The sequence below is a fragment of the Paucibacter sp. XJ19-41 genome (assembly GCF_028462495.1).
In the GTDB taxonomy this organism is placed as follows: domain Bacteria; phylum Pseudomonadota; class Gammaproteobacteria; order Burkholderiales; family Burkholderiaceae_C; genus Roseateles_E.
Genome location: NZ_JAQOWX010000120.1, coordinates 1 through 16,510, shown reverse-complemented (window position 1 = coordinate 16,510; position 16,510 = coordinate 1). Strand labels below are relative to the sequence as shown.

Genomic DNA, 16,510 nt, shown 5'->3' with positions numbered 1-16,510 from the left:
CGCATCCGCCTGAAGGCCTTCGACTACAAGCTGATCGACCAGTCGGCGCTTGAAATCGTGGAAACCGCCAAGCGTACCGGTGCCATCGTCAAGGGCCCCGTGCCCCTGCCGACGCGCATGGAGCGTTTCGACATCCTGCGTTCGCCGCACGTCAACAAGACTTCGCGCGACCAGTTCGAAATCCGCACCCACCAGCGCCTGATGGACATCGTCGATCCGACCGACAAGACGGTTGATGCGCTGATGAAGCTCGACCTGCCTGCCGGCGTCGATGTGGAAATCAAGCTGCAGTAATCGCAGTAGAGCTGTCGGAGATGACAGCTTCAAGAAGGGTGGCCCGCAACGGCCGCCCTTTTTGTTTGGCGATGCCTGGCGTGCCCTTGCGTAATTCCTAGGGTTCACGCTATACTCGCCAGCTTTTCCGCGCTGGTTCGTCCTGCGCGGGATTTGGCGCAGGGCCGGTTCTTGACTTGTCGAGATTCGGCGCTGCACTTATCGGCCCGACCAATCGATGTCGGGTGTACGTAAATGGCTTCCTGCGCGAGCAGAGGGGCTGGAGAAAAACCATGAGTCTAAGCAATCGTCTCGGATTGCTGGGCCGCAAGGTGGGCATGATGCGCATCTTCACGGACGATGGCGACGCCATCCCTGTGACGGTGCTGGATGTGTCCAACAACCGCGTGACCCAGATCAAGACTGTAGAAAACGACGGCTACAGCGCCATTCAAGTGGCGTTCGGTACGCGCAAAGCTTCGCGCGTCACCAAGCCGGAAGCCGGTCACCTCGCGAAAGCGGGCGTTGAAGCCGGTCGTATCCTGAAGGAATTCCGTGTCGACGCCGCCGTCGCTGCCGAATACAAGGCGGGCGCCCAGGTGCCGGTCTCGCTGTTCGCTGCCGGCCAGACCGTTGACGTGCAAGGCACGTCCATCGGTAAGGGCTTCGAAGGCACGATCAAGCGTCACAACTTCGGTTCGCAACGCGCTTCCCACGGTAACAGCCGCTCGCACAATGTTCCTGGCTCCATCTCGATGGCGCAGGATCCGGGCCGCGTGTTCCCTGGCAAGAAGATGTCGGGCCATATGGGCGACGAAACCGTGACCACCCAGAACCTGGACATCGTGCGCGTTGACGAAGCTCGTCAGCTGCTGCTGGTCCGCGGTGCTGTGCCGGGCGCCAAGAACGGCCACGTGGTCGTGCGTCCTGCTGTCAAGGTCAAGCTCAAGAAAGGAGCCAACTGATGCAGCTCGAGCTCCTGAATGAGCAAGGTCAGGCCACCGCCAAGGTGGATGCTCCTGACACCGTCTTCGCTCGCGATTACAACGAAGCCCTGGTGCACCAGGTGGTCGTGGCCTTCCAGGCCAATGCCCGCCAAGGTACCCGCGCCCAGAAGGATCGTGAACAGGTCAAGCACTCGACCAAGAAGCCGTTCCGTCAAAAGGGAACCGGCCGCGCACGTGCCGGTATGACGTCCTCGCCGCTGTGGCGCGGGGGTGGTCGGATTTTCCCGAACATGCCGGACGAGAACTTCACGCACAAGCTGAACAAGAAGATGTACCGCGCCGGTATGGCCGCCATCCTCTCGCAGCTGGCTCGTGAAGGCCGCCTGTCGGTGGTCGAGGCGATCGATATCGAAGCCCCGAAGACCAAGCTGCTGGCTGCCAAGTTCAAGGCCATGGGTCTGGAGTCGGTGATGCTGATCGCCAACGAAGTCTCCGACAACATGCTGCTGGCCTCGCGCAATCTGCACAATGTGCTGGTTTGCGAGCCGCGCTACGCCGATCCGCTGTCCCTGGTTCACTACAAGAAGGTGTTGGTGACCAAGGCTGCGATGGAGCAACTCAAGGAGATGCTGGCATGAGCGCCCCCACCAAGTATTCCGAAGGCCGTCTGGCCTCCGTGCTGCTGACTCCCATCGTGTCCGAGAAGGCCACGTCGGTTGCCGAGAAGCACAACCAAGTGTTGTTCAAGGTGCTGCGCGACGCCACCAAGCCCGAGATCAAGGCCGCTGTTGAACTGATGTTCAAGGTCGAGGTCGAGGCTGTGAACGTCGTCAACGTCAAGGGCAAGGTCAAGCGCTTCGGCCGTTCCATCGGTCGCCGCGACCACGTCAAGAAGGCGTATGTGTCGCTGAAGGCGGGCCAAGAGCTCAACTTCTCCGGGGAGGCTGCGTAATGGCCGTCGTTAAAGTCAAACCGACCTCGCCCGGCCGCCGTGCCGTGGTCAAGGTGGTGCACAAGCACCTGCACAAGGGCGCGCCCGAGGCGTCGCTGCTTGAGCCGCAAAAGCAGAACTCTGGCCGTAACAACAACGGTCACATCACGATTCGCCACAAGGGCGGTGGTCACAAGCACCACTACCGCGTGGTCGACTTCAAGCGCAACAAGGACGGTATCCCGGCCAAGGTTGAGCGCATCGAGTACGACCCGAACCGTACGGCCCACATCGCTCTGGTGTGCTATGCCGACGGCGAGCGTCGCTACATCATCGCTCCGCGTGGTCTGGAAGTCGGTGCAACGATCTTGAGCGGCGCGGAAGCCCCGATCAAGGCCGGCAACACGCTGCCGATCCGCAACATCCCGGTGGGTTCGACGATCCATTGCATCGAGATGCTGCCTGGCAAGGGTGCGCAGATCGCGCGTTCGGCCGGCGTGTCCGTGGTGCTGATGGCCCGCGAAGGTGTCTACGCCCAGCTGCGCCTGCGCTCGGGTGAAGTGCGCCGCATCCACATCGACTGCCGCGCCACGATCGGCGAGGTCAGCAACGAAGAGCATCAGCTGCGCCAGTACGGCAAGGCCGGTGCAATCCGTTGGAAGGGTATCCGCCCGACCGTTCGCGGTACGGCGATGAACCCGGTGGATCACCCGCACGGTGGTGGTGAAGGTCGTACCGGCGAAGGCCAAGCGCCTGTGTCGCCGTGGAACACCCTCACGAAGGGCTACCGCACTCGTAACAACAAGCGTACGCAGACGTTCATCGTTTCGCGTCGCAAGAAGTAAAGGGTAGGCCATGACTCGTTCATTGAAGAAGGGCCCGTTCGTTGACCATCACCTGTTGGCCAAGGTCGACAAGGCGGTTGCCAACAAGGACAAAAAGCCTATCAAGACCTGGTCGCGTCGCTCGACGATCCTGCCCGAGTTCATCGGTCTGACGATCGCTGTGCACAACGGCAAGCAACACGTGCCGGTGTATGTGTCTGACCAGATGGTCGGCCACAAGCTGGGTGAATTCGCACTGACCCGCACCTTCAAAGGCCATCCGGCCGACAAGAAGGCCGGGAAGAAGTAAGGATGCCAACGATGGAAACCAAAGCAATCGTTCGCGGCGTTCGCCTCTCGTGTGACAAGGGTCGCCTGGTGGCTGACCTGATCCGCGGCAAGAAGGTGGACCAGGCGCTCAACATCCTGGAATTCACCCAGAAGAAGGCAGCCGTGATCATCAAGAAGGCGCTCGAGAGCGCCATCGCCAACGCCGAGCACAACGACGGCGCTGACATTGATGAACTCAAGGTCACCACGATCTATGTGGAGCAAGGTGCCACTCTGAAGCGTTTCTCCGCTCGTGCCAAGGGCCGCGGTAATCGCATCAGCAAGCCCACCTGCCACATCTTCGTGTCGGTCGGCAACTGAAGGCTGAAAGAAGACTATGGGACAAAAAATCCACCCAACCGGCTTCCGCCTGCCCGTCACCCGTAACTGGGCGTCGCGCTGGTACGCGTCGAACCAGAACTTCGCCACGATGCTGGCCGAAGATCTGCGCGTTCGCGAGTTCCTGAAGGCCCGCCTGAAGAGTGCCGCCGTGTCGCGCATTCTGATCGAACGCCCCGCCAAGAACGCCCGCATCACCATTTACTCGGCACGTCCGGGCGTGGTGATCGGCAAGAAGGGCGAGGACATCGAAAACCTGAAGGCCGAACTGACCAAGCGTCTGGGCGTGCCGGTGGCAGTCAACATCGAAGAAGTGCGCAAGCCCGAAATCGATGCTCAGCTGATCGCCGACTCGATCACCCAGCAGCTGGAAAAGCGCATCATGTTCCGTCGCGCCATGAAGCGTGCGATGCAGAACGCGATGCGCCTGGGCGCCCAGGGCATCAAGATCATGTCTGCCGGCCGTCTGAATGGCATTGAAATCGCTCGTACCGAGTGGTATCGCGAAGGCCGTGTGCCGCTGCACACCCTGAAGGCTGACATCGACTACGGCTTCTCCGAAGCGAAGACCACCTACGGCGTCATTGGCGTCAAGGTCTGGGTCTACCGTGGTGACCGCCTCGCCAATGGCGAAGCGCCGGTGATCAATACGCCGGCAGGTGCCGAAGACGACCGTCGTCCGCGTCGCAACACCCGTCCGGGTGCACCGACCGGCCGTGGCCGTCCCGGTGGTGATCGTGGTCCGCGTGACGCCGCCCCGGCAGCTGACGCAGGCGCCGCCGGCCAGCCCGCCGCCAAGCGCGTCGTCCGCAAGCCCGCCGCCCCCGTGGCCGGCGAGCCCAAAGGAGAATAAAAAATGCTGCAACCAGCTCGTCGCAAATACCGCAAGGAGCAAAAGGGTCGCAACACCGGTGTTGCAACCCGCGGCGCTGCCGTGTCTTTTGGCGATTTCGGCCTGAAGGCAACTGAGCGTGGTCGTCTGACGGCCCGCCAGATCGAAGCTGCACGTCGTGCGATCTCGCGCCACATCAAGCGCGGTGGTCGTATCTTCATCCGCATCTTCCCGGACAAGCCGATCTCCCAGAAGCCCGCCGAAGTCCGTATGGGTAACGGTAAGGGCAACCCTGAGTACTACGTCGCTGAGATTCAGCCTGGCAAGGTGCTCTATGAAGTCAACGGTGTGCCGGAAGCCCTGGCTCGCGAAGCGTTCACGCTGGCTGCTGCAAAGCTGCCGCTGAGCTGCACCTTCGTGACCCGCCAGGTCGGCAGCTGAAGAGGAAAGACACCATGAAAGCATCTGAACTGCGTGGCAAGGATGTCGCTGCCTTGGAAAAGGAAGTGACCGACCTGCTGAAGGCCCATTTCGGCCTGCGCATGCAAAAAGCGACGCAACAATTGACCAACCACACCGTGTTGGGCAATACGCGCCGTGACATTGCTCGCGTCAAGACCGTGTTGGCCGAGAAGAAGAAGGGAGCCGCGAAATGACTACGCAAGCTCAAGAAAAGAACACGCGTACCCTGATCGGTCGCGTGGTCAGCGACAAGCGCTCCAAGACCGTGACCGTGCTGATCGAGCGCCGTGCCAAGCACGAGCTCTACGGCAAGATCGTGGCCCGTTCCCGCAAGTACCACGCCCATGACGAAAAGGGCGAGTACAAGATGGGTGATGTGGTCGAGATCGCCGAAGGCCGTCCGCTGTCCAAGACCAAGAGCTGGGTCGTGACCCGTCTGGTCGAGAAGGCGCAAGTCGTTTAATCGCCGCTGAAGTCCAGGCTGTTGCGGGGTTTTGTGCTCCGCGATGGCTCAGACGGCCGGAACGCTGGAATACTGGCGTCCGGCCGTTTTTCGTTGTGAACAAGGAGATCAACAATGCTGAAAGTCGGAGACCAGCTGCCCGCAGGCACGCTCAATGAATTCAGCGAGGTCGAGGGCAATGGCTGCTCGCAAGGCCCCAACAGCTTCGACATCGAGAAGGCCACCGCCGGCAAGAAAATTGCGATCTTCGCGCTGCCCGGCGCGTTCACGCCCACCTGCTCGGCCCAGCATGTGCCTGGCTATGTGCAGCAGGCCGAGGCCTTCAAGGCGGCCGGTGTCGACGAGATCTGGTGTGTGTCTGTCAATGACGCCTTCGTGATGGGCGCCTGGGGTCGCGAACAGAAGACCGCCGGCAAGGTCCGCATGATGGCTGACGGCAGCGCTGACTTCGCCAAAGCCACCGGCCTGACGCTGGACCTGATGACACGGGGCATGGGTCTGCGCTCGCAGCGCTACTCGATGCTGGTCGTTGACGGCGTCGTCAAGTCGCTGAATGTCGAGGCGCCCGGCAAGTTCGAGGTCAGCGATGCTGCCACCTTGCTGGCTCAGGCCAAGGCGCTCTGAACTTTCACGGATCGGGCTGGCATCGCGGGGTCCGCGGTGCTGGCTTGCAAAGTTCTTCGGGGTTAACGCTTGACATGAGCGTAGGCCCTGACGCATAATCCAAAGCTTCGCCGAACGTCAGGCGCACTTTCTAGTGCGTTATGGCCTCGGGTTCGCCCATAACTGCCGGGCGCAAGGGTCTCAAAGATCCGAGCGAACGGTCCACGGGCCCAAGACTGACCGCTGAAGGTGGCTGCAAATTGGTTGCGGCGCTGGACGAGGGAAAAGTTGGGGACAGACATGATTCAAATGCAATCGCGGCTCGACGTCGCGGACAACACTGGCGCTAAATCCGTCATGTGCATCAAGGTGCTTGGCGGGTCCAAGCGTCGTTATGCCGGCATTGGCGACATCATCAAGGTCAGCATCAAAGAAGCTGCTCCGCGCGGTCGCGTCAAAAAAGGCGAGATCTACAGCGCGGTGGTGGTTCGCACTGCCAAGGGCGTGCGCCGCCAGGACGGCTCTTTGGTCAAGTTCGACGGCAATGCCGCCGTGCTGCTGAACGCCAAGCTGGAGCCCATCGGCACTCGTATCTTCGGCCCGGTGACGCGTGAACTGCGTACCGAGCGTTTCATGAAGATCGTGTCGCTGGCGCCTGAGGTGCTCTGAGCACAGCCACAGACAAAGGTATTGCCATGAACAAGATTCGTAAAGGCGACCAGGTCATCGTGTTGACCGGCCGCGACAAGGGCAAGCGCGGCACTGTGTCGCAGCGTGTCGACGACGCCCACCTCGTGGTGGACGGCGTCAATGTCGTCAAGAAGCACGTCAAGCCCAACCCGATGAAGGGCACCACCGGCGGTGTGGTCGATAAGACGATGCCGATCCATCAATCCAACGTGGCGATTTTTAACGCTGCATCCGGCAAGGCCGATCGCGTGGGCATTAAGTTGCTCGCCGATGGCAAGAAGGTGCGCGTTTACAAGTCGACCGGCGAAGAGATCAAGGCTTAAGAGGTCCGACATGGCTCGTTTGCAAGCGTTTTATCGCGAAAAAGTTGTGCCAGGCCTCGTTGAGAAGTTTGGCTACAAGTCGGTCATGGAAGTGCCGCGCATCACCAAGATCACGCTCAATATGGGTGTGAGCGAGGCGGTTGCGGACAAGAAGGTGATGGACCACGCCGTTGGCGACCTCACCAAGATCGCCGGCCAAAAGCCCGTGGTCACCAAGTCCAAGAAGGCAATCGCGGGTTTCAAGATCCGTGAGCAAGTGCCGATCGGCTGCATGGTCACCCTGCGTGGCGTTCAGATGTATGAATTCCTGGATCGTTTCGTGACGGTCGCGCTGCCGCGCGTTCGTGACTTCCGTGGTATCTCGGGTCGCTCGTTCGATGGTCGTGGTAACTACAACATCGGCGTCAAAGAGCAGATCATTTTCCCGGAAATCGATTACGACAAGGTTGACGCGCTGCGTGGTCTGAATATCAGCATCACCACCACGGCCAAGTCGGACGATGAGTGCAAGGCCCTGCTGGCTGCATTCAAGTTCCCGTTCAAGAACTGAGGTGACCTGTGGCAAAACTCTCGATTAAGCAACGTGAGCTGAAGCGCGAACAACTGGTCGCCAAGTACGCCAAGAAGTATGCGGAACTGAAAGCCATCATTGACGACTTCAAGAAGTCGGAAGAAGAGCGCTATGCAGCCCGCCTGGAGCTGCAAAAGCTCCCCCGTAACGCCTACCCGACCCGCCTGCGTAACCGCTGCGAGTTGACCGGCCGTCCCCGCGGCACGTTCCGCAAGTTCGGCCTGGGCCGTAACAAAATTCGCGAGCTGGCCTTCAAGGGCGACATCCCCGGTGTCGTCAAGGCCAGCTGGTAATCGGCAGGTTTAGGAGATTTTCATATGAGCATGAGTGATCCTATCGCCGATATGCTGACTCGCATTCGCAACGCCCAAAGCGTTGAGAAAGCCAGCGTCGTGATGCCTTCGTCTAAGTTGAAGATCGCGATCGCCAAGGTCCTGAAGGACGAGGGTTATATCGATGGATTCGCGGTGCGCGGTGAAGCCGCCCGCCCCGAGTTGGAGATTGCGCTGAAGTATTACGCCGGTCGTCCGGTGATCGAGCGCATCGAGCGCGTGAGCCGTCCCGGCCTGCGCATTTACAAGGGCCGCCACGACATCCCGCAGGTCATGAATGGCCTGGGTGTGGCGATTGTCACCACCCCCAAGGGTGTGATGACCGACCGCAAAGCACGTCAAGCCGGTATCGGCGGCGAAGTGCTCTGCTACGTCGCCTAAGCGCAAGGAGATTTAAACAATGTCCCGCGTAGGAAAAATGCCGGTCGCCGTCCCCGCAGGTGTGGACGTGACGATCACCGCTGAGCAGATCAGCGTGAAGGGTGCCCAGGGCACGTTGGTGCGTGCTGCCAACCCCCAGGTCACCATCAAGAATGAAGCTGGCAAGCTGACTTTCGCCCCCGCCAACGAATCGGCCGATGCCGATGCGCTGAGCGGCACGATGCGCGCACTGGTGGCCAATATGGTCAACGGCGTGAGCAAGGGTTTCGAGAAGAAGCTGAATCTGGTGGGCGTGGGCTTCCGTGCCCAGGCTCAGGGCCAGAAGCTGAACCTGCAGATCGGTTTCTCTCACCCTGTGGTGAAGGACATGCCGGCTGGTATCAAGGTTGAGTGCCCGACCCAGACCGAAATCCTGATCAAGGGCGCGGACCGCCAAGTGGTCGGACAGATCGCCGCTGAAGTGCGCGCCTTCCGTCCGCCAGAGCCCTATAAGGGTAAGGGCATCCGCTATTCCGACGAGAAGGTCTCCCTCAAAGAGACCAAGAAGAAGTAAGGAGCAGCGCAATGTTGACCAAAAAAGAACAGCGCATCCGTCGCTCGCGTCAAACCCGCGCCCGGATTGCAATCCAGCGCGTGGCACGCCTGACGGTGTTCCGCTCCAACCTGCACATCTACGCCAGCGTCATTTCCGACTGCGGCACCAAGGTGCTGGCCAGCGCTTCGACCGCCGAGAAGGAAGTCCGCGCCGAACTGGGTGGCAATGGCAAGGGCGGCAACGTCGCTGCTGCCGTCCTGGTGGGCAAGCGTGTCGCCGAGAAGGCCAAGGCTGCCGGCGTCGAGAAGGTGGCTTTCGACCGTGCAGGCTTTGCCTACCATGGCCGAGTCAAGGCACTGGCCGAAGCAGCCCGCGAAGCCGGCCTGCAGTTCTGACGCAACAAGGAATACGAAATGGCAAAATTTCAACCCCGCGCGCAGACCGAAGGCAATGACGACGGCCTGAAGGAAAAGATGATCGCGGTCAATCGCGTCACCAAGGTGGTCAAGGGCGGCCGTACGCTGTCCTTCGCAGCACTGACGGTGGTCGGCGACGGCGATGGCCGTATCGGCATGGGCAAGGGCAAGGCGAAGGAAGTTCCGGTCGCCGTGCAAAAGGCAATGGAAGCCGCCCGCCGCAATATGGTCAAGGTCGATCTGCGCAATGGCACGATTCACCACAGCGTGAACGGTGACCATGGTGCTGCTCACGTGATGATGATCCCGGCCAAGGCCGGTACCGGCGTGATCGCCGGCGGCCCGATGCGCGCCGTCTTCGAAGTGATGGGCGTGACCGACATCGTGACCAAGAGCCACGGTTCGACCAACCCTTACAACATGGTTCGCGCCACGCTGGACGCCCTGAAGCGTTCCACCACGGCCGCGCAAGTCGCAGCCAAGCGCGGCAAGACAGTTGAAGACATCCTCAACTGAAGCTGCACTGGAGAGACTGATGTCTGACAAGAAAACTTTGACGGTCAAGCTGGTCCGCAGCCCCATTGGTACCCGTGCCTCGCACCGTGCCACCGTGGTTGGCCTGGGTCTGCGCAAGCTGAACAGCACCAGCGTGTTGGAAGACACGCCGGCGGTGCGCGGCATGATCAACAAGATCGCCTATCTCGTGCAGGTGCTGTAAGCGCCACACGAACTGAGGACTAGAAGATGCAACTCAATACCATCAAGCCTGCCGCTGGCGCCAAGCACGCCAAGCGTCGCGTGGGTCGTGGCATTGGCTCCGGTCTGGGCAAGACTGCTGGCCGCGGCCACAAGGGTCAAAAGTCGCGTGCCGGTGGCTACCACAAGGTGGGCTTCGAAGGCGGTCAAATGCCTTTGCAGCGTCGCCTGCCCAAGCGCGGTTTCAAGTCGCAATCGCTGAAGTACAACGCCGAGATCACGCTGAGCGATCTGCAGGTGCTGGCCGGTGACGAGATCGACGTGCTCACCCTGAAGGCCGTCGGCCTGGTTCCCGAACTGGCGAAGACCGTCAAGGTCATCCTGTCGGGCGCTATCAGCCGCAAGATCACGCTGAAGGGCGTGGGCGCAACGGCGGGTGCCAAGGCAGCCATCGAAGCCGCTGGCGGCACGGTCGCTTAATCGAGCTACAGGATAGGCACAGTGGCAACCAACGCAAACCAACTGGCCAAGAGCGGCAAGTTCGGCGACCTCCGTCGTCGGCTTGTGTTCCTGCTGCTGGCGCTGGTGGTGTATCGGATCGGGGCGCATATCCCCGTGCCCGGCATCGACCCGGCCCAGCTGCAGCAGCTCTTCAAGGGTCAGCAGGGCGGCATCCTGAGCCTGTTCAATATGTTCTCGGGCGGCGCGCTGTCCCGTTTCGCTGTCTTGGCGCTGGGCATCACGCCCTACATCTCGGCCTCCATCGTCATGCAGTTGATGACGCATGTGGTGCCGAGCTTGGAAGCGCTGAAGAAGGAAGGCGAAGCAGGGCGTCGCAAGATCACGCAGTACACCCGTTACGGCACCCTGGGTCTGGCCATCTTCCAATCGCTGAGCATTGCGCTGGCGCTGGAGAGCTCGCCGGGTCTGGTGATTGATCCTGGTTTTGGTTTCCGCATGACTGCGGTGACCAGCCTGGTGGCCGGCACGATGTTCCTGATGTGGCTGGGTGAGCAGATCACCGAGCGCGGTCTGGGCAACGGCATCTCGATTCTGATCTTCGGCGGTATCGCTGCGGGTCTCCCGGGTGCGGTGGCCGGGTTGCTGGAGTTGGTGCGGACTGGCGCAATGAGCATCATTGCTTCGATCTTCATCGTGGCCCTGGTGATCGGTGTGACCTACGCTGTGGTCTTTGTTGAACGTGGCCAGCGCAAGATCTTGGTGAACTATGCCAAGCGCCAGGTCGGCAACAAGGTCTATGGTGGTCAAAGCTCGCACCTGCCGCTGAAGCTGAACATGTCGGGCGTGATCCCGCCGATCTTCGCGTCATCCATCATCCTGCTGCCGACCACCGTGGTGAGTTGGTTCGCTACCGGTGATGGCCTGCGCTGGTTGAAAGACCTCGCTGACATGCTGCGTCCGGGCCAGCCTATCTATGTGCTGCTGTACGCTGCTGCCATCGTGTTCTTCTGCTTCTTCTACACGGCGCTGGTGTTCAACAGCCGTGAGACCGCAGACAACCTGAAGAAGAGTGGTGCGTTCATCCCCGGGATCCGTCCCGGCGATCAGACCGCCAAGCATATTGACAAGATCTTGTCGCGACTGACCTTGGCCGGCGCCATCTATATCACCGCCGTCTGTCTGCTGCCTGAGTTTTTGGTTCTGAAGTACAACGTACCGTTCTATTTTGGCGGTACTTCCTTGTTGATCATCGTCGTGGTCACCATGGACTTCTGGGCTCAGGTGCAGTCTTATGTGATGAGTCAGCAGTACGAGTCGCTGCTGAAGAAGGCAAATTTCAAGGCCAGCTGACAAGCTGAGGTAATACCAACGGTTCCAACCGAACCTGAACGGCATGGCGAAAGACGACGTCATTCAGATGCAGGGTGAGATCCAAGAAAATCTCCCCAACGCAACGTTTCGTGTGAAGTTGGAAAACGGGCATGTGGTCCTCGGTCACATCTCCGGCAAGATGCGGATGCACTACATCCGCATCCTGCCCGGAGACAAAGTGACGGTGGAACTCACGCCCTACGATTTGAGTCGTGCTCGCATCGTTTTCCGGGCGAAGTGAGCTTGTTCATTCCCCGGACGCGCTGTTTGAGCGATTTAGAGTAGGTCAAGGAGCAGACCATGAAAGTTTCGGCATCCGTTAAGCAAATGTGCCGCAATTGCAAGATCATCCGCCGCAAGGGCGTGGTGCGTGTGATCTGTACCGATCCCCGCCACAAGCAGCGCCAGGGCTGATTGCTGCACGACACGAGCGAATTAGAGGACGCACATGGCACGTATTGCTGGTATCAACATTCCGCCGCAAAAGCACACTGAGATCGGTCTGACTTCGATCTACGGCATTGGCCGTACGACCGCACAGAAGATCTGCACGACTTGCGGCATCCCGTTCGACAAGAAGGTCAAGGACCTCACCGACGCTGATCTGGAAAAGATCCGTGAAGAAGTGGGCCGCATGACCATCGAAGGCGATCTGCGCCGCGAGATGTCGATCAACATCAAGCGCTTGATGGATCTGGGCTGCTACCGCGGCTTCCGTCATCGCCGTGGCCTGCCGATGCGCGGTCAACGCACCCGCACGAATGCCCGTACCCGCAAGGGTCCGCGCAAGTCGGCTGCGACCGGCAAGAAGTGATCACGCTGCCACAGCATTGAAAGAAGGTTCACATGGCAAAAGCACCTAATAACTCGGCTGCCCAGCGCGTTCGCAAGAAGGTTCGCAAGAACGTTGCCGACGGCGTTGCGCACGTCCACGCTTCGTTCAACAACACCATCATCACGATCACCGATCGTCAAGGTGGCGCTCTGTCCTGGGCCTCTTCCGGTGGTCAAGGCTTCAAGGGCTCGCGCAAGTCGACTCCCTTCGCTGCCCAGGTGGCTGCCGAAGTGGCCGGCCGCGCTGCTCAAGAGCAGGGCATCAAGAATCTGGACGTCAAGATCAAGGGCCCCGGCCCGGGTCGCGAATCGTCGGTGCGCGCTCTGGCCGCATTGGGCATCCGCATCAACTCGATCTCTGACGTGACGCCGGTGCCGCACAACGGCTGCCGTCCTCAAAAGCGTCGTCGTATCTAAACCTCTCGGTTTAGTGCGATAATCGCCGATTCGATTTTCCCAAGCCGGCTGGCGCGCAAGTGCCCGCCGGCCGTTTTGCTGAAGTCGAGGCCTCGGGTGAGCGCAGGCCGACACTTCAATAAGCCCACCGTCTGAGCTGATAAAAACACTGGCCAGACTCGCGCACAAGTCGACGGATTTTGTGCGTCAGATTGAACAAGGACACGCAAAGTGGCACGTTACCTCGGCCCCAAGGCCAAACTTTCCCGCCGCGAAGGCACCGACCTGTTCCTGAAGAGCGCCCGCCGCTCGATCAGCGACAAGGCCAAGTTTGATTCGAAGCCTGGCCAGCACGGCCGCACTTCCGGTCAGCGCACTTCCGACTTCGGTCTGCAACTGCGTGAAAAGCAGAAGGTCAAGCGTATGTATGGCGTGCTGGAGCGTCAGTTCCGCCGCTACTTTGCCGAAGCCGAGCGCCGCAAGGGCTCGACCGGTGTGAACCTGCTGCAACTGCTGGAATCGCGTCTGGATAACGTCGTCTATCGCATGGGTTTCGGTTCGACCCGTGCCGAAGCGCGTCAGCTGGTCTCGCACAAGGGCATCACCGTCAATGGCGAAGTGGTCAACATCGCTTCCTACCTGGTGAAGGCCGGTGACACCGTTGCCGTGCGTGAGAAGGCCAAGAAGCAGCTGCGCATCGTTGACGCATTCAAGCTGGCCGAGTCCATCGGCATGCCTGCCTGGGTGCAGGTGGATGGTACGAAGCTGGAAGGCGTGTTCAAGAAGGCTCCCGACCGCGACGAGTTCGGCGCCGAGATCAACGAATCGCTGATCGTTGAGTTGTACTCGCNGCGTGTTCAAGAAGGCTCCCGACCGCGACGAGTTCGGCGCCGAGATCAACGAATCGCTGATCGTTGAGTTGTACTCGCGTTAATCGAAGTGATCCGGCCGGGCGGCTCGTCAGGAGCGCGCTCGGCCTTGCCGTTTTCTTCGGCTTTATCTCGTCCGGGCCGGGCCCGTTCCGGCCGCGCCCGGTTGGTCCCTCAGCCTTATCGGTGTAACGAACCGAGGGTATTGAAAGAAAGACCTCATGCAAACAAACCTGCTGAAACCCAAATCCATCAATGTGGAGCCCCTGGGCGGCCATCGCGCCAAGGTGACGCTGGAGCCGTTCGAGCGCGGTTATGGCCACACCCTGGGCAATGCCCTGCGCCGTGTGTTGCTGTCCTCGATGGTGGGTTACGCGCCGACTGAAGTGACGATTGCCGGCGTGCTGCACGAGTACTCGGCCATCGACGGTGTGCAAGAAGACGTGGTTCACATCATGCTGAACCTCAAGGGCGTGGTGTTCCGCCTGCACAACCGCGAAGAAGTGACCCTGGTCCTGCGCAAGGAAGGTGAAGGCCCGGTCACGGCTGCCGACATCCAGACTCCGCATGACGTCGAGATCATCAATCCCGAGCACGTCATTGCCCACCTGTCGCAAGGCGGCAAGCTGGACATGCAGATCAAGGTCGAGAAGGGCCGTGGCTATGTGCCGGGCACGATGCGCCGCTATGGCGACGAGCCGACCAAGAGCATCGGTCGCATCGTGCTGGACGCTTCGTTCTCCCCCGTGCGCCGCGTCAGCTACGCCGTCGAGAACGCCCGCGTCGAGCAGCGTACCGATCTGGACAAGCTGGTCATGGAGATCGAGACCAACGGCGCCATCTCGCCCGAGGAAGCGATCCGCGCTTCGGCCAAGATCCTGGTTGAGCAACTGGCCGTGTTCGCACAGCTGCAGGGCACCGACCTGGTCGATGCCTTCGACCAGCCGGCCCAGCGCTCCAGCAGCTTCGACCCGATCCTGCTGCGCCCTGTCGATGAGCTCGAGTTGACCGTTCGTTCGGCCAACTGCCTGAAGGCCGAGAACATCTACTACATCGGCGACCTGATCCAGCGCACCGAAACCGAGCTGCTGAAGACCCCGAATCTGGGTCGCAAGTCGCTCAATGAAATCAAGGAAGTCCTCGCTTCGCGCGGCCTGACTCTGGGCGCCCGCCTGGAAAACTGGCCGCCGCAAGGTCTGGACAAGCGTTAATTAGTTTTTGAAAGAGGGTGGCGTCAAGCCACCCGGTGCCCCCGGGCAGTACCTGATACGGCTGCTGGGATCAATCTAGAAAGGAAAAGCACCATGCGTCACCGTAACGGCCTCCGTAAGCTCAACCGCACCAGTGAACACCGCAAGGCAATGCTGCGCAATATGTGCGTCTCGCTGCTGCAGCACGAAGCCATCAAGACCACGGTCCCCAAGGCCAAGGAACTGCGTCGCGTCGTCGAGCCCCTGATCACCCTGGCCAAGGAACCCACGCTGGCCAATCGCCGCCTGGCTTTCGACCGTCTGCGTGACCGCGACATCGTCACCAAGCTGTTCAACGAACTGGGCCCGCGTTTCAAGGCGCGTCCGGGCGGCTACACCCGCATCCTGAAGATGGGCTTCCGTGTTGGCGACAACGCGCCGATGGCCTATGTGGAGCTGGTTGACCGCGCTGAAGGCGAGACCGCCGGCGAAGCCGTCGAGTAAATCGACAACGCTTGCGCTCCAGCCGTCCCGGTCGGAGCGTTCGCCCAGAGAAGGCCGGCTTGATGCTGGCCTTTTTTACGTCTGTACCCGCAGCAATGGTGACGAAGTCACCGAACTGCGCTATACTGCTAGCTTCAGTCGCGGGGTGGAGCAGTCTGGTAGCTCGTTGGGCTCATAACCCAAAGGTCGTAGGTTCAAATCCTGCCCCCGCAACCAGAGAACATTGAAAAGGGCCGCTTGTCTTTGAGCGGCTTTTTTGTCGGCGCGATGAGTGGGTCCGACGTTAAGCAAGAACAGTCGCGGGGTGGAGCAGTCTGGTAGCTCGTTGGGCTCATAACCCACAGGTCGTAGGTTCAAATCCTGCCCCCGCAACCATCAAGTACAAACGCCCTCGCATGCTGCGAGGGCGTTTTGCTTTGTGTGGTTCGATCCGTCAGATCATGCCAGCCAGCGCCTCACCCATCTCGGTCGTCGAGGCCTGGCCCCCCAGATCCCGCGTGCGCGGCCCCTCGACCAGCACTGTCTCGATGGCCTTCAGGATCGCGTCATGCGCGGCCCGCTCGCCCAGAAAGTCCAGCATCAGCGCCGCCGACCAGATCATCGCGACCGGGTTGGCAATGTTCTGCCCATAGATGTCCGGCGCCGAGCCATGCACCGGCTCGAACAGCGAGGGAAACTTGCGCTCCGGGTTCAGATTGGCCGAGGGCGCCAGGCCAATCGTGCCGGTGGTCGCCGGCCCCAGGTCCGACAGGATGTCGCCGAACAGATTGCTGGCCACCACCACATCAAAGCGCCCCGGCTGCAGCACAAAGCGCGCGCTGAGGATGTCGATGTGCTGCTTGTCCACCGTGACCGCCGGATAGCCCTGTGCCACCGCATCGGCGCGGCCGTCCCACCAGGGCATGCTGATCGCGATGCCATTGCTCTTGGTTGCCA

The 16,510-nt window shown here is 60.7% G+C and carries 30 protein-coding genes, 2 tRNA genes and 1 pseudogene; 32 read left to right on the top strand and 1 reads right to left on the bottom strand.

All coding sequences use genetic code 11. The annotated features are described in order from the left end of the window. From rpsJ to PO768_RS23310, 32 genes and pseudogenes are all read left to right on the top strand, one after another. A partial coding sequence (rpsJ, locus tag PO768_RS23470) for a 30S ribosomal protein S10 (RefSeq protein ID WP_272647957.1) occupies nt 1-294 on the top strand: 294 nt, incomplete at its 5' end. A gap of 272 nt (nt 295-566) precedes the next feature. Next, nucleotides 567-1,238: a 50S ribosomal protein L3 gene (gene rplC / locus PO768_RS23465; RefSeq protein ID WP_262971602.1), complete on the top strand. Its 672-nt coding sequence runs from the start codon at nt 567-569 to the stop codon at nt 1,236-1,238. Next, nucleotides 1,238-1,858, top strand: coding sequence for a 50S ribosomal protein L4 (gene rplD / locus PO768_RS23460; protein WP_137945241.1), 621 nt, complete (start codon nt 1,238-1,240; stop codon nt 1,856-1,858). Before rplC ends, rplD begins: the two co-directional genes overlap by 1 nt. Next, entirely contained in the window at nt 1,855-2,172 is a 318-nt protein-coding gene (gene rplW / locus PO768_RS23455) for a 50S ribosomal protein L23 (protein ID WP_272647956.1), read from the top strand. Before rplD ends, rplW begins: the two co-directional genes overlap by 4 nt. Beyond that, nucleotides 2,172-2,996 (top strand): 50S ribosomal protein L2, encoded by an 825-nt coding sequence (gene rplB / locus PO768_RS23450; RefSeq protein WP_137945239.1) that lies wholly within the window; start codon nt 2,172-2,174, stop codon nt 2,994-2,996. The genes rplW and rplB overlap by 1 nt, the downstream gene beginning before the upstream one ends. 10 nt (nt 2,997-3,006) lie before the next feature. Further along, on the top strand, nt 3,007-3,285 hold the full coding sequence (gene rpsS, locus PO768_RS23445; protein WP_133703194.1) for a 30S ribosomal protein S19: 279 nt from the start codon (nt 3,007-3,009) through the stop codon (nt 3,283-3,285). An 11-nt stretch (nt 3,286-3,296) separates the two neighbouring features. Beyond that, nucleotides 3,297-3,626 carry a 50S ribosomal protein L22 gene (rplV, locus tag PO768_RS23440; protein WP_137945238.1) on the top strand — a complete coding sequence of 110 codons (330 nt, stop codon included), beginning with the start codon at nt 3,297-3,299 and terminating at the stop codon, nt 3,624-3,626. A 16-nt stretch (nt 3,627-3,642) separates the two neighbouring features. After that, nucleotides 3,643-4,497, top strand: a complete 855-nt coding sequence (rpsC, locus tag PO768_RS23435) for a 30S ribosomal protein S3 (protein WP_137945237.1) — start codon at nt 3,643-3,645, stop codon at nt 4,495-4,497. 3 nt (nt 4,498-4,500) lie between these two features. Next, entirely contained in the window at nt 4,501-4,917 is a 417-nt protein-coding gene (gene rplP / locus PO768_RS23430) for a 50S ribosomal protein L16 (RefSeq protein ID WP_137945236.1), read from the top strand. A 14-nt stretch (nt 4,918-4,931) separates the two neighbouring features. Continuing rightward, entirely contained in the window at nt 4,932-5,132 is a 201-nt protein-coding gene (gene rpmC, locus PO768_RS23425; protein ID WP_137945235.1) for a 50S ribosomal protein L29, read from the top strand. Then, entirely contained in the window at nt 5,129-5,401 is a 273-nt protein-coding gene (gene rpsQ / locus PO768_RS23420) for a 30S ribosomal protein S17 (protein WP_137945234.1), read from the top strand. Before rpmC ends, rpsQ begins: the two co-directional genes overlap by 4 nt. A 114-nt stretch (nt 5,402-5,515) precedes the next feature. Further along, nucleotides 5,516-6,025 carry a peroxiredoxin gene (locus tag PO768_RS23415; protein ID WP_272647955.1) on the top strand — a complete coding sequence of 170 codons (510 nt, stop codon included), beginning with the start codon at nt 5,516-5,518 and terminating at the stop codon, nt 6,023-6,025. Between the two features lie 279 nt (nt 6,026-6,304). After that, the gene (gene rplN, locus PO768_RS23410) at nt 6,305-6,673 is read left to right on the top strand and encodes a 50S ribosomal protein L14 (RefSeq protein WP_137945232.1); all 369 of its coding nucleotides are present in this window, start codon (nt 6,305-6,307) and stop codon (nt 6,671-6,673) included. Between the two features lie 26 nt (nt 6,674-6,699). Beyond that, nucleotides 6,700-7,017 carry a 50S ribosomal protein L24 gene (gene rplX / locus PO768_RS23405; protein ID WP_137945231.1) on the top strand — a complete coding sequence of 106 codons (318 nt, stop codon included), beginning with the start codon at nt 6,700-6,702 and terminating at the stop codon, nt 7,015-7,017. 10 nt (nt 7,018-7,027) lie between these two features. Then, nucleotides 7,028-7,567: a 50S ribosomal protein L5 gene (rplE, locus tag PO768_RS23400; protein WP_137945230.1), complete on the top strand. Its 540-nt coding sequence runs from the start codon at nt 7,028-7,030 to the stop codon at nt 7,565-7,567. An 8-nt stretch (nt 7,568-7,575) separates the two neighbouring features. Further along, a complete protein-coding gene (rpsN, locus tag PO768_RS23395) occupies nt 7,576-7,881 on the top strand; it encodes a 30S ribosomal protein S14 (RefSeq protein WP_137945229.1) in 306 nt (101 codons plus the stop codon). Nucleotides 7,882-7,905: 24 nt separating this feature from the next. After that, nucleotides 7,906-8,301, top strand: coding sequence for a 30S ribosomal protein S8 (gene rpsH / locus PO768_RS23390; protein ID WP_137945228.1), 396 nt, complete (start codon nt 7,906-7,908; stop codon nt 8,299-8,301). Nucleotides 8,302-8,320: 19 nt separating this feature from the next. Beyond that, nucleotides 8,321-8,854, top strand: a complete 534-nt coding sequence (rplF, locus tag PO768_RS23385) for a 50S ribosomal protein L6 (RefSeq protein ID WP_137945227.1) — start codon at nt 8,321-8,323, stop codon at nt 8,852-8,854. 11 nt (nt 8,855-8,865) lie between these two features. Beyond that, nucleotides 8,866-9,231, top strand: a complete 366-nt coding sequence (rplR, locus tag PO768_RS23380) for a 50S ribosomal protein L18 (RefSeq protein ID WP_262971600.1) — start codon at nt 8,866-8,868, stop codon at nt 9,229-9,231. Nucleotides 9,232-9,249: 18 nt separating this feature from the next. After that, nucleotides 9,250-9,768, top strand: a complete 519-nt coding sequence (rpsE, locus tag PO768_RS23375) for a 30S ribosomal protein S5 (RefSeq protein WP_137945225.1) — start codon at nt 9,250-9,252, stop codon at nt 9,766-9,768. Nucleotides 9,769-9,787: 19 nt separating this feature from the next. Beyond that, complete coding sequence (rpmD, locus tag PO768_RS23370; protein WP_137945224.1) at nt 9,788-9,970, top strand: 50S ribosomal protein L30; 183 nt, start codon at nt 9,788-9,790, stop codon at nt 9,968-9,970. Nucleotides 9,971-9,996: 26 nt separating this feature from the next. Continuing rightward, nucleotides 9,997-10,428: a 50S ribosomal protein L15 gene (rplO, locus tag PO768_RS23365; protein WP_137945223.1), complete on the top strand. Its 432-nt coding sequence runs from the start codon at nt 9,997-9,999 to the stop codon at nt 10,426-10,428. Between the two features lie 21 nt (nt 10,429-10,449). Continuing rightward, nucleotides 10,450-11,760: a preprotein translocase subunit SecY gene (gene secY / locus PO768_RS23360; RefSeq protein ID WP_137945222.1), complete on the top strand. Its 1,311-nt coding sequence runs from the start codon at nt 10,450-10,452 to the stop codon at nt 11,758-11,760. Nucleotides 11,761-11,803: 43 nt separating this feature from the next. Next, nucleotides 11,804-12,022 carry a translation initiation factor IF-1 gene (infA, locus tag PO768_RS23355; RefSeq protein WP_137945221.1) on the top strand — a complete coding sequence of 73 codons (219 nt, stop codon included), beginning with the start codon at nt 11,804-11,806 and terminating at the stop codon, nt 12,020-12,022. 59 nt (nt 12,023-12,081) lie between these two features. Next, entirely contained in the window at nt 12,082-12,195 is a 114-nt protein-coding gene (gene rpmJ, locus PO768_RS23350; protein ID WP_056194202.1) for a 50S ribosomal protein L36, read from the top strand. A 34-nt stretch (nt 12,196-12,229) separates the two neighbouring features. Next, nucleotides 12,230-12,595 (top strand): 30S ribosomal protein S13, encoded by a 366-nt coding sequence (gene rpsM / locus PO768_RS23345; RefSeq protein ID WP_137945220.1) that lies wholly within the window; start codon nt 12,230-12,232, stop codon nt 12,593-12,595. A gap of 32 nt (nt 12,596-12,627) precedes the next feature. Then, nucleotides 12,628-13,032 (top strand): 30S ribosomal protein S11, encoded by a 405-nt coding sequence (gene rpsK, locus PO768_RS23340; RefSeq protein ID WP_133605042.1) that lies wholly within the window; start codon nt 12,628-12,630, stop codon nt 13,030-13,032. 210 nt (nt 13,033-13,242) lie between these two features. Beyond that, nucleotides 13,243-13,860, top strand: a pseudogene (gene rpsD, locus PO768_RS23335) (30S ribosomal protein S4); the annotation flags it as partial. Between the two features lie 241 nt (nt 13,861-14,101). Further along, the gene (locus tag PO768_RS23325; RefSeq protein ID WP_124448780.1) at nt 14,102-15,091 is read left to right on the top strand and encodes a DNA-directed RNA polymerase subunit alpha; all 990 of its coding nucleotides are present in this window, start codon (nt 14,102-14,104) and stop codon (nt 15,089-15,091) included. A 93-nt stretch (nt 15,092-15,184) separates the two neighbouring features. Next, the gene (gene rplQ, locus PO768_RS23320; RefSeq protein WP_137945218.1) at nt 15,185-15,574 is read left to right on the top strand and encodes a 50S ribosomal protein L17; all 390 of its coding nucleotides are present in this window, start codon (nt 15,185-15,187) and stop codon (nt 15,572-15,574) included. A gap of 139 nt (nt 15,575-15,713) precedes the next feature. Continuing rightward, nucleotides 15,714-15,790, top strand: a tRNA-Met gene (locus PO768_RS23315). Nucleotides 15,791-15,872: 82 nt separating this feature from the next. After that, nucleotides 15,873-15,949: transfer RNA gene (locus tag PO768_RS23310), tRNA-Met, on the top strand. 58 nt (nt 15,950-16,007) lie between these two features. On the opposite strand, the gene PO768_RS23305 is transcribed toward PO768_RS23310, so the two are convergent. Then, nucleotides 16,008-16,510: isocitrate/isopropylmalate family dehydrogenase (locus PO768_RS23305; protein WP_272647954.1), on the bottom strand; the 503-nt coding region annotated here is incomplete at its 5' end.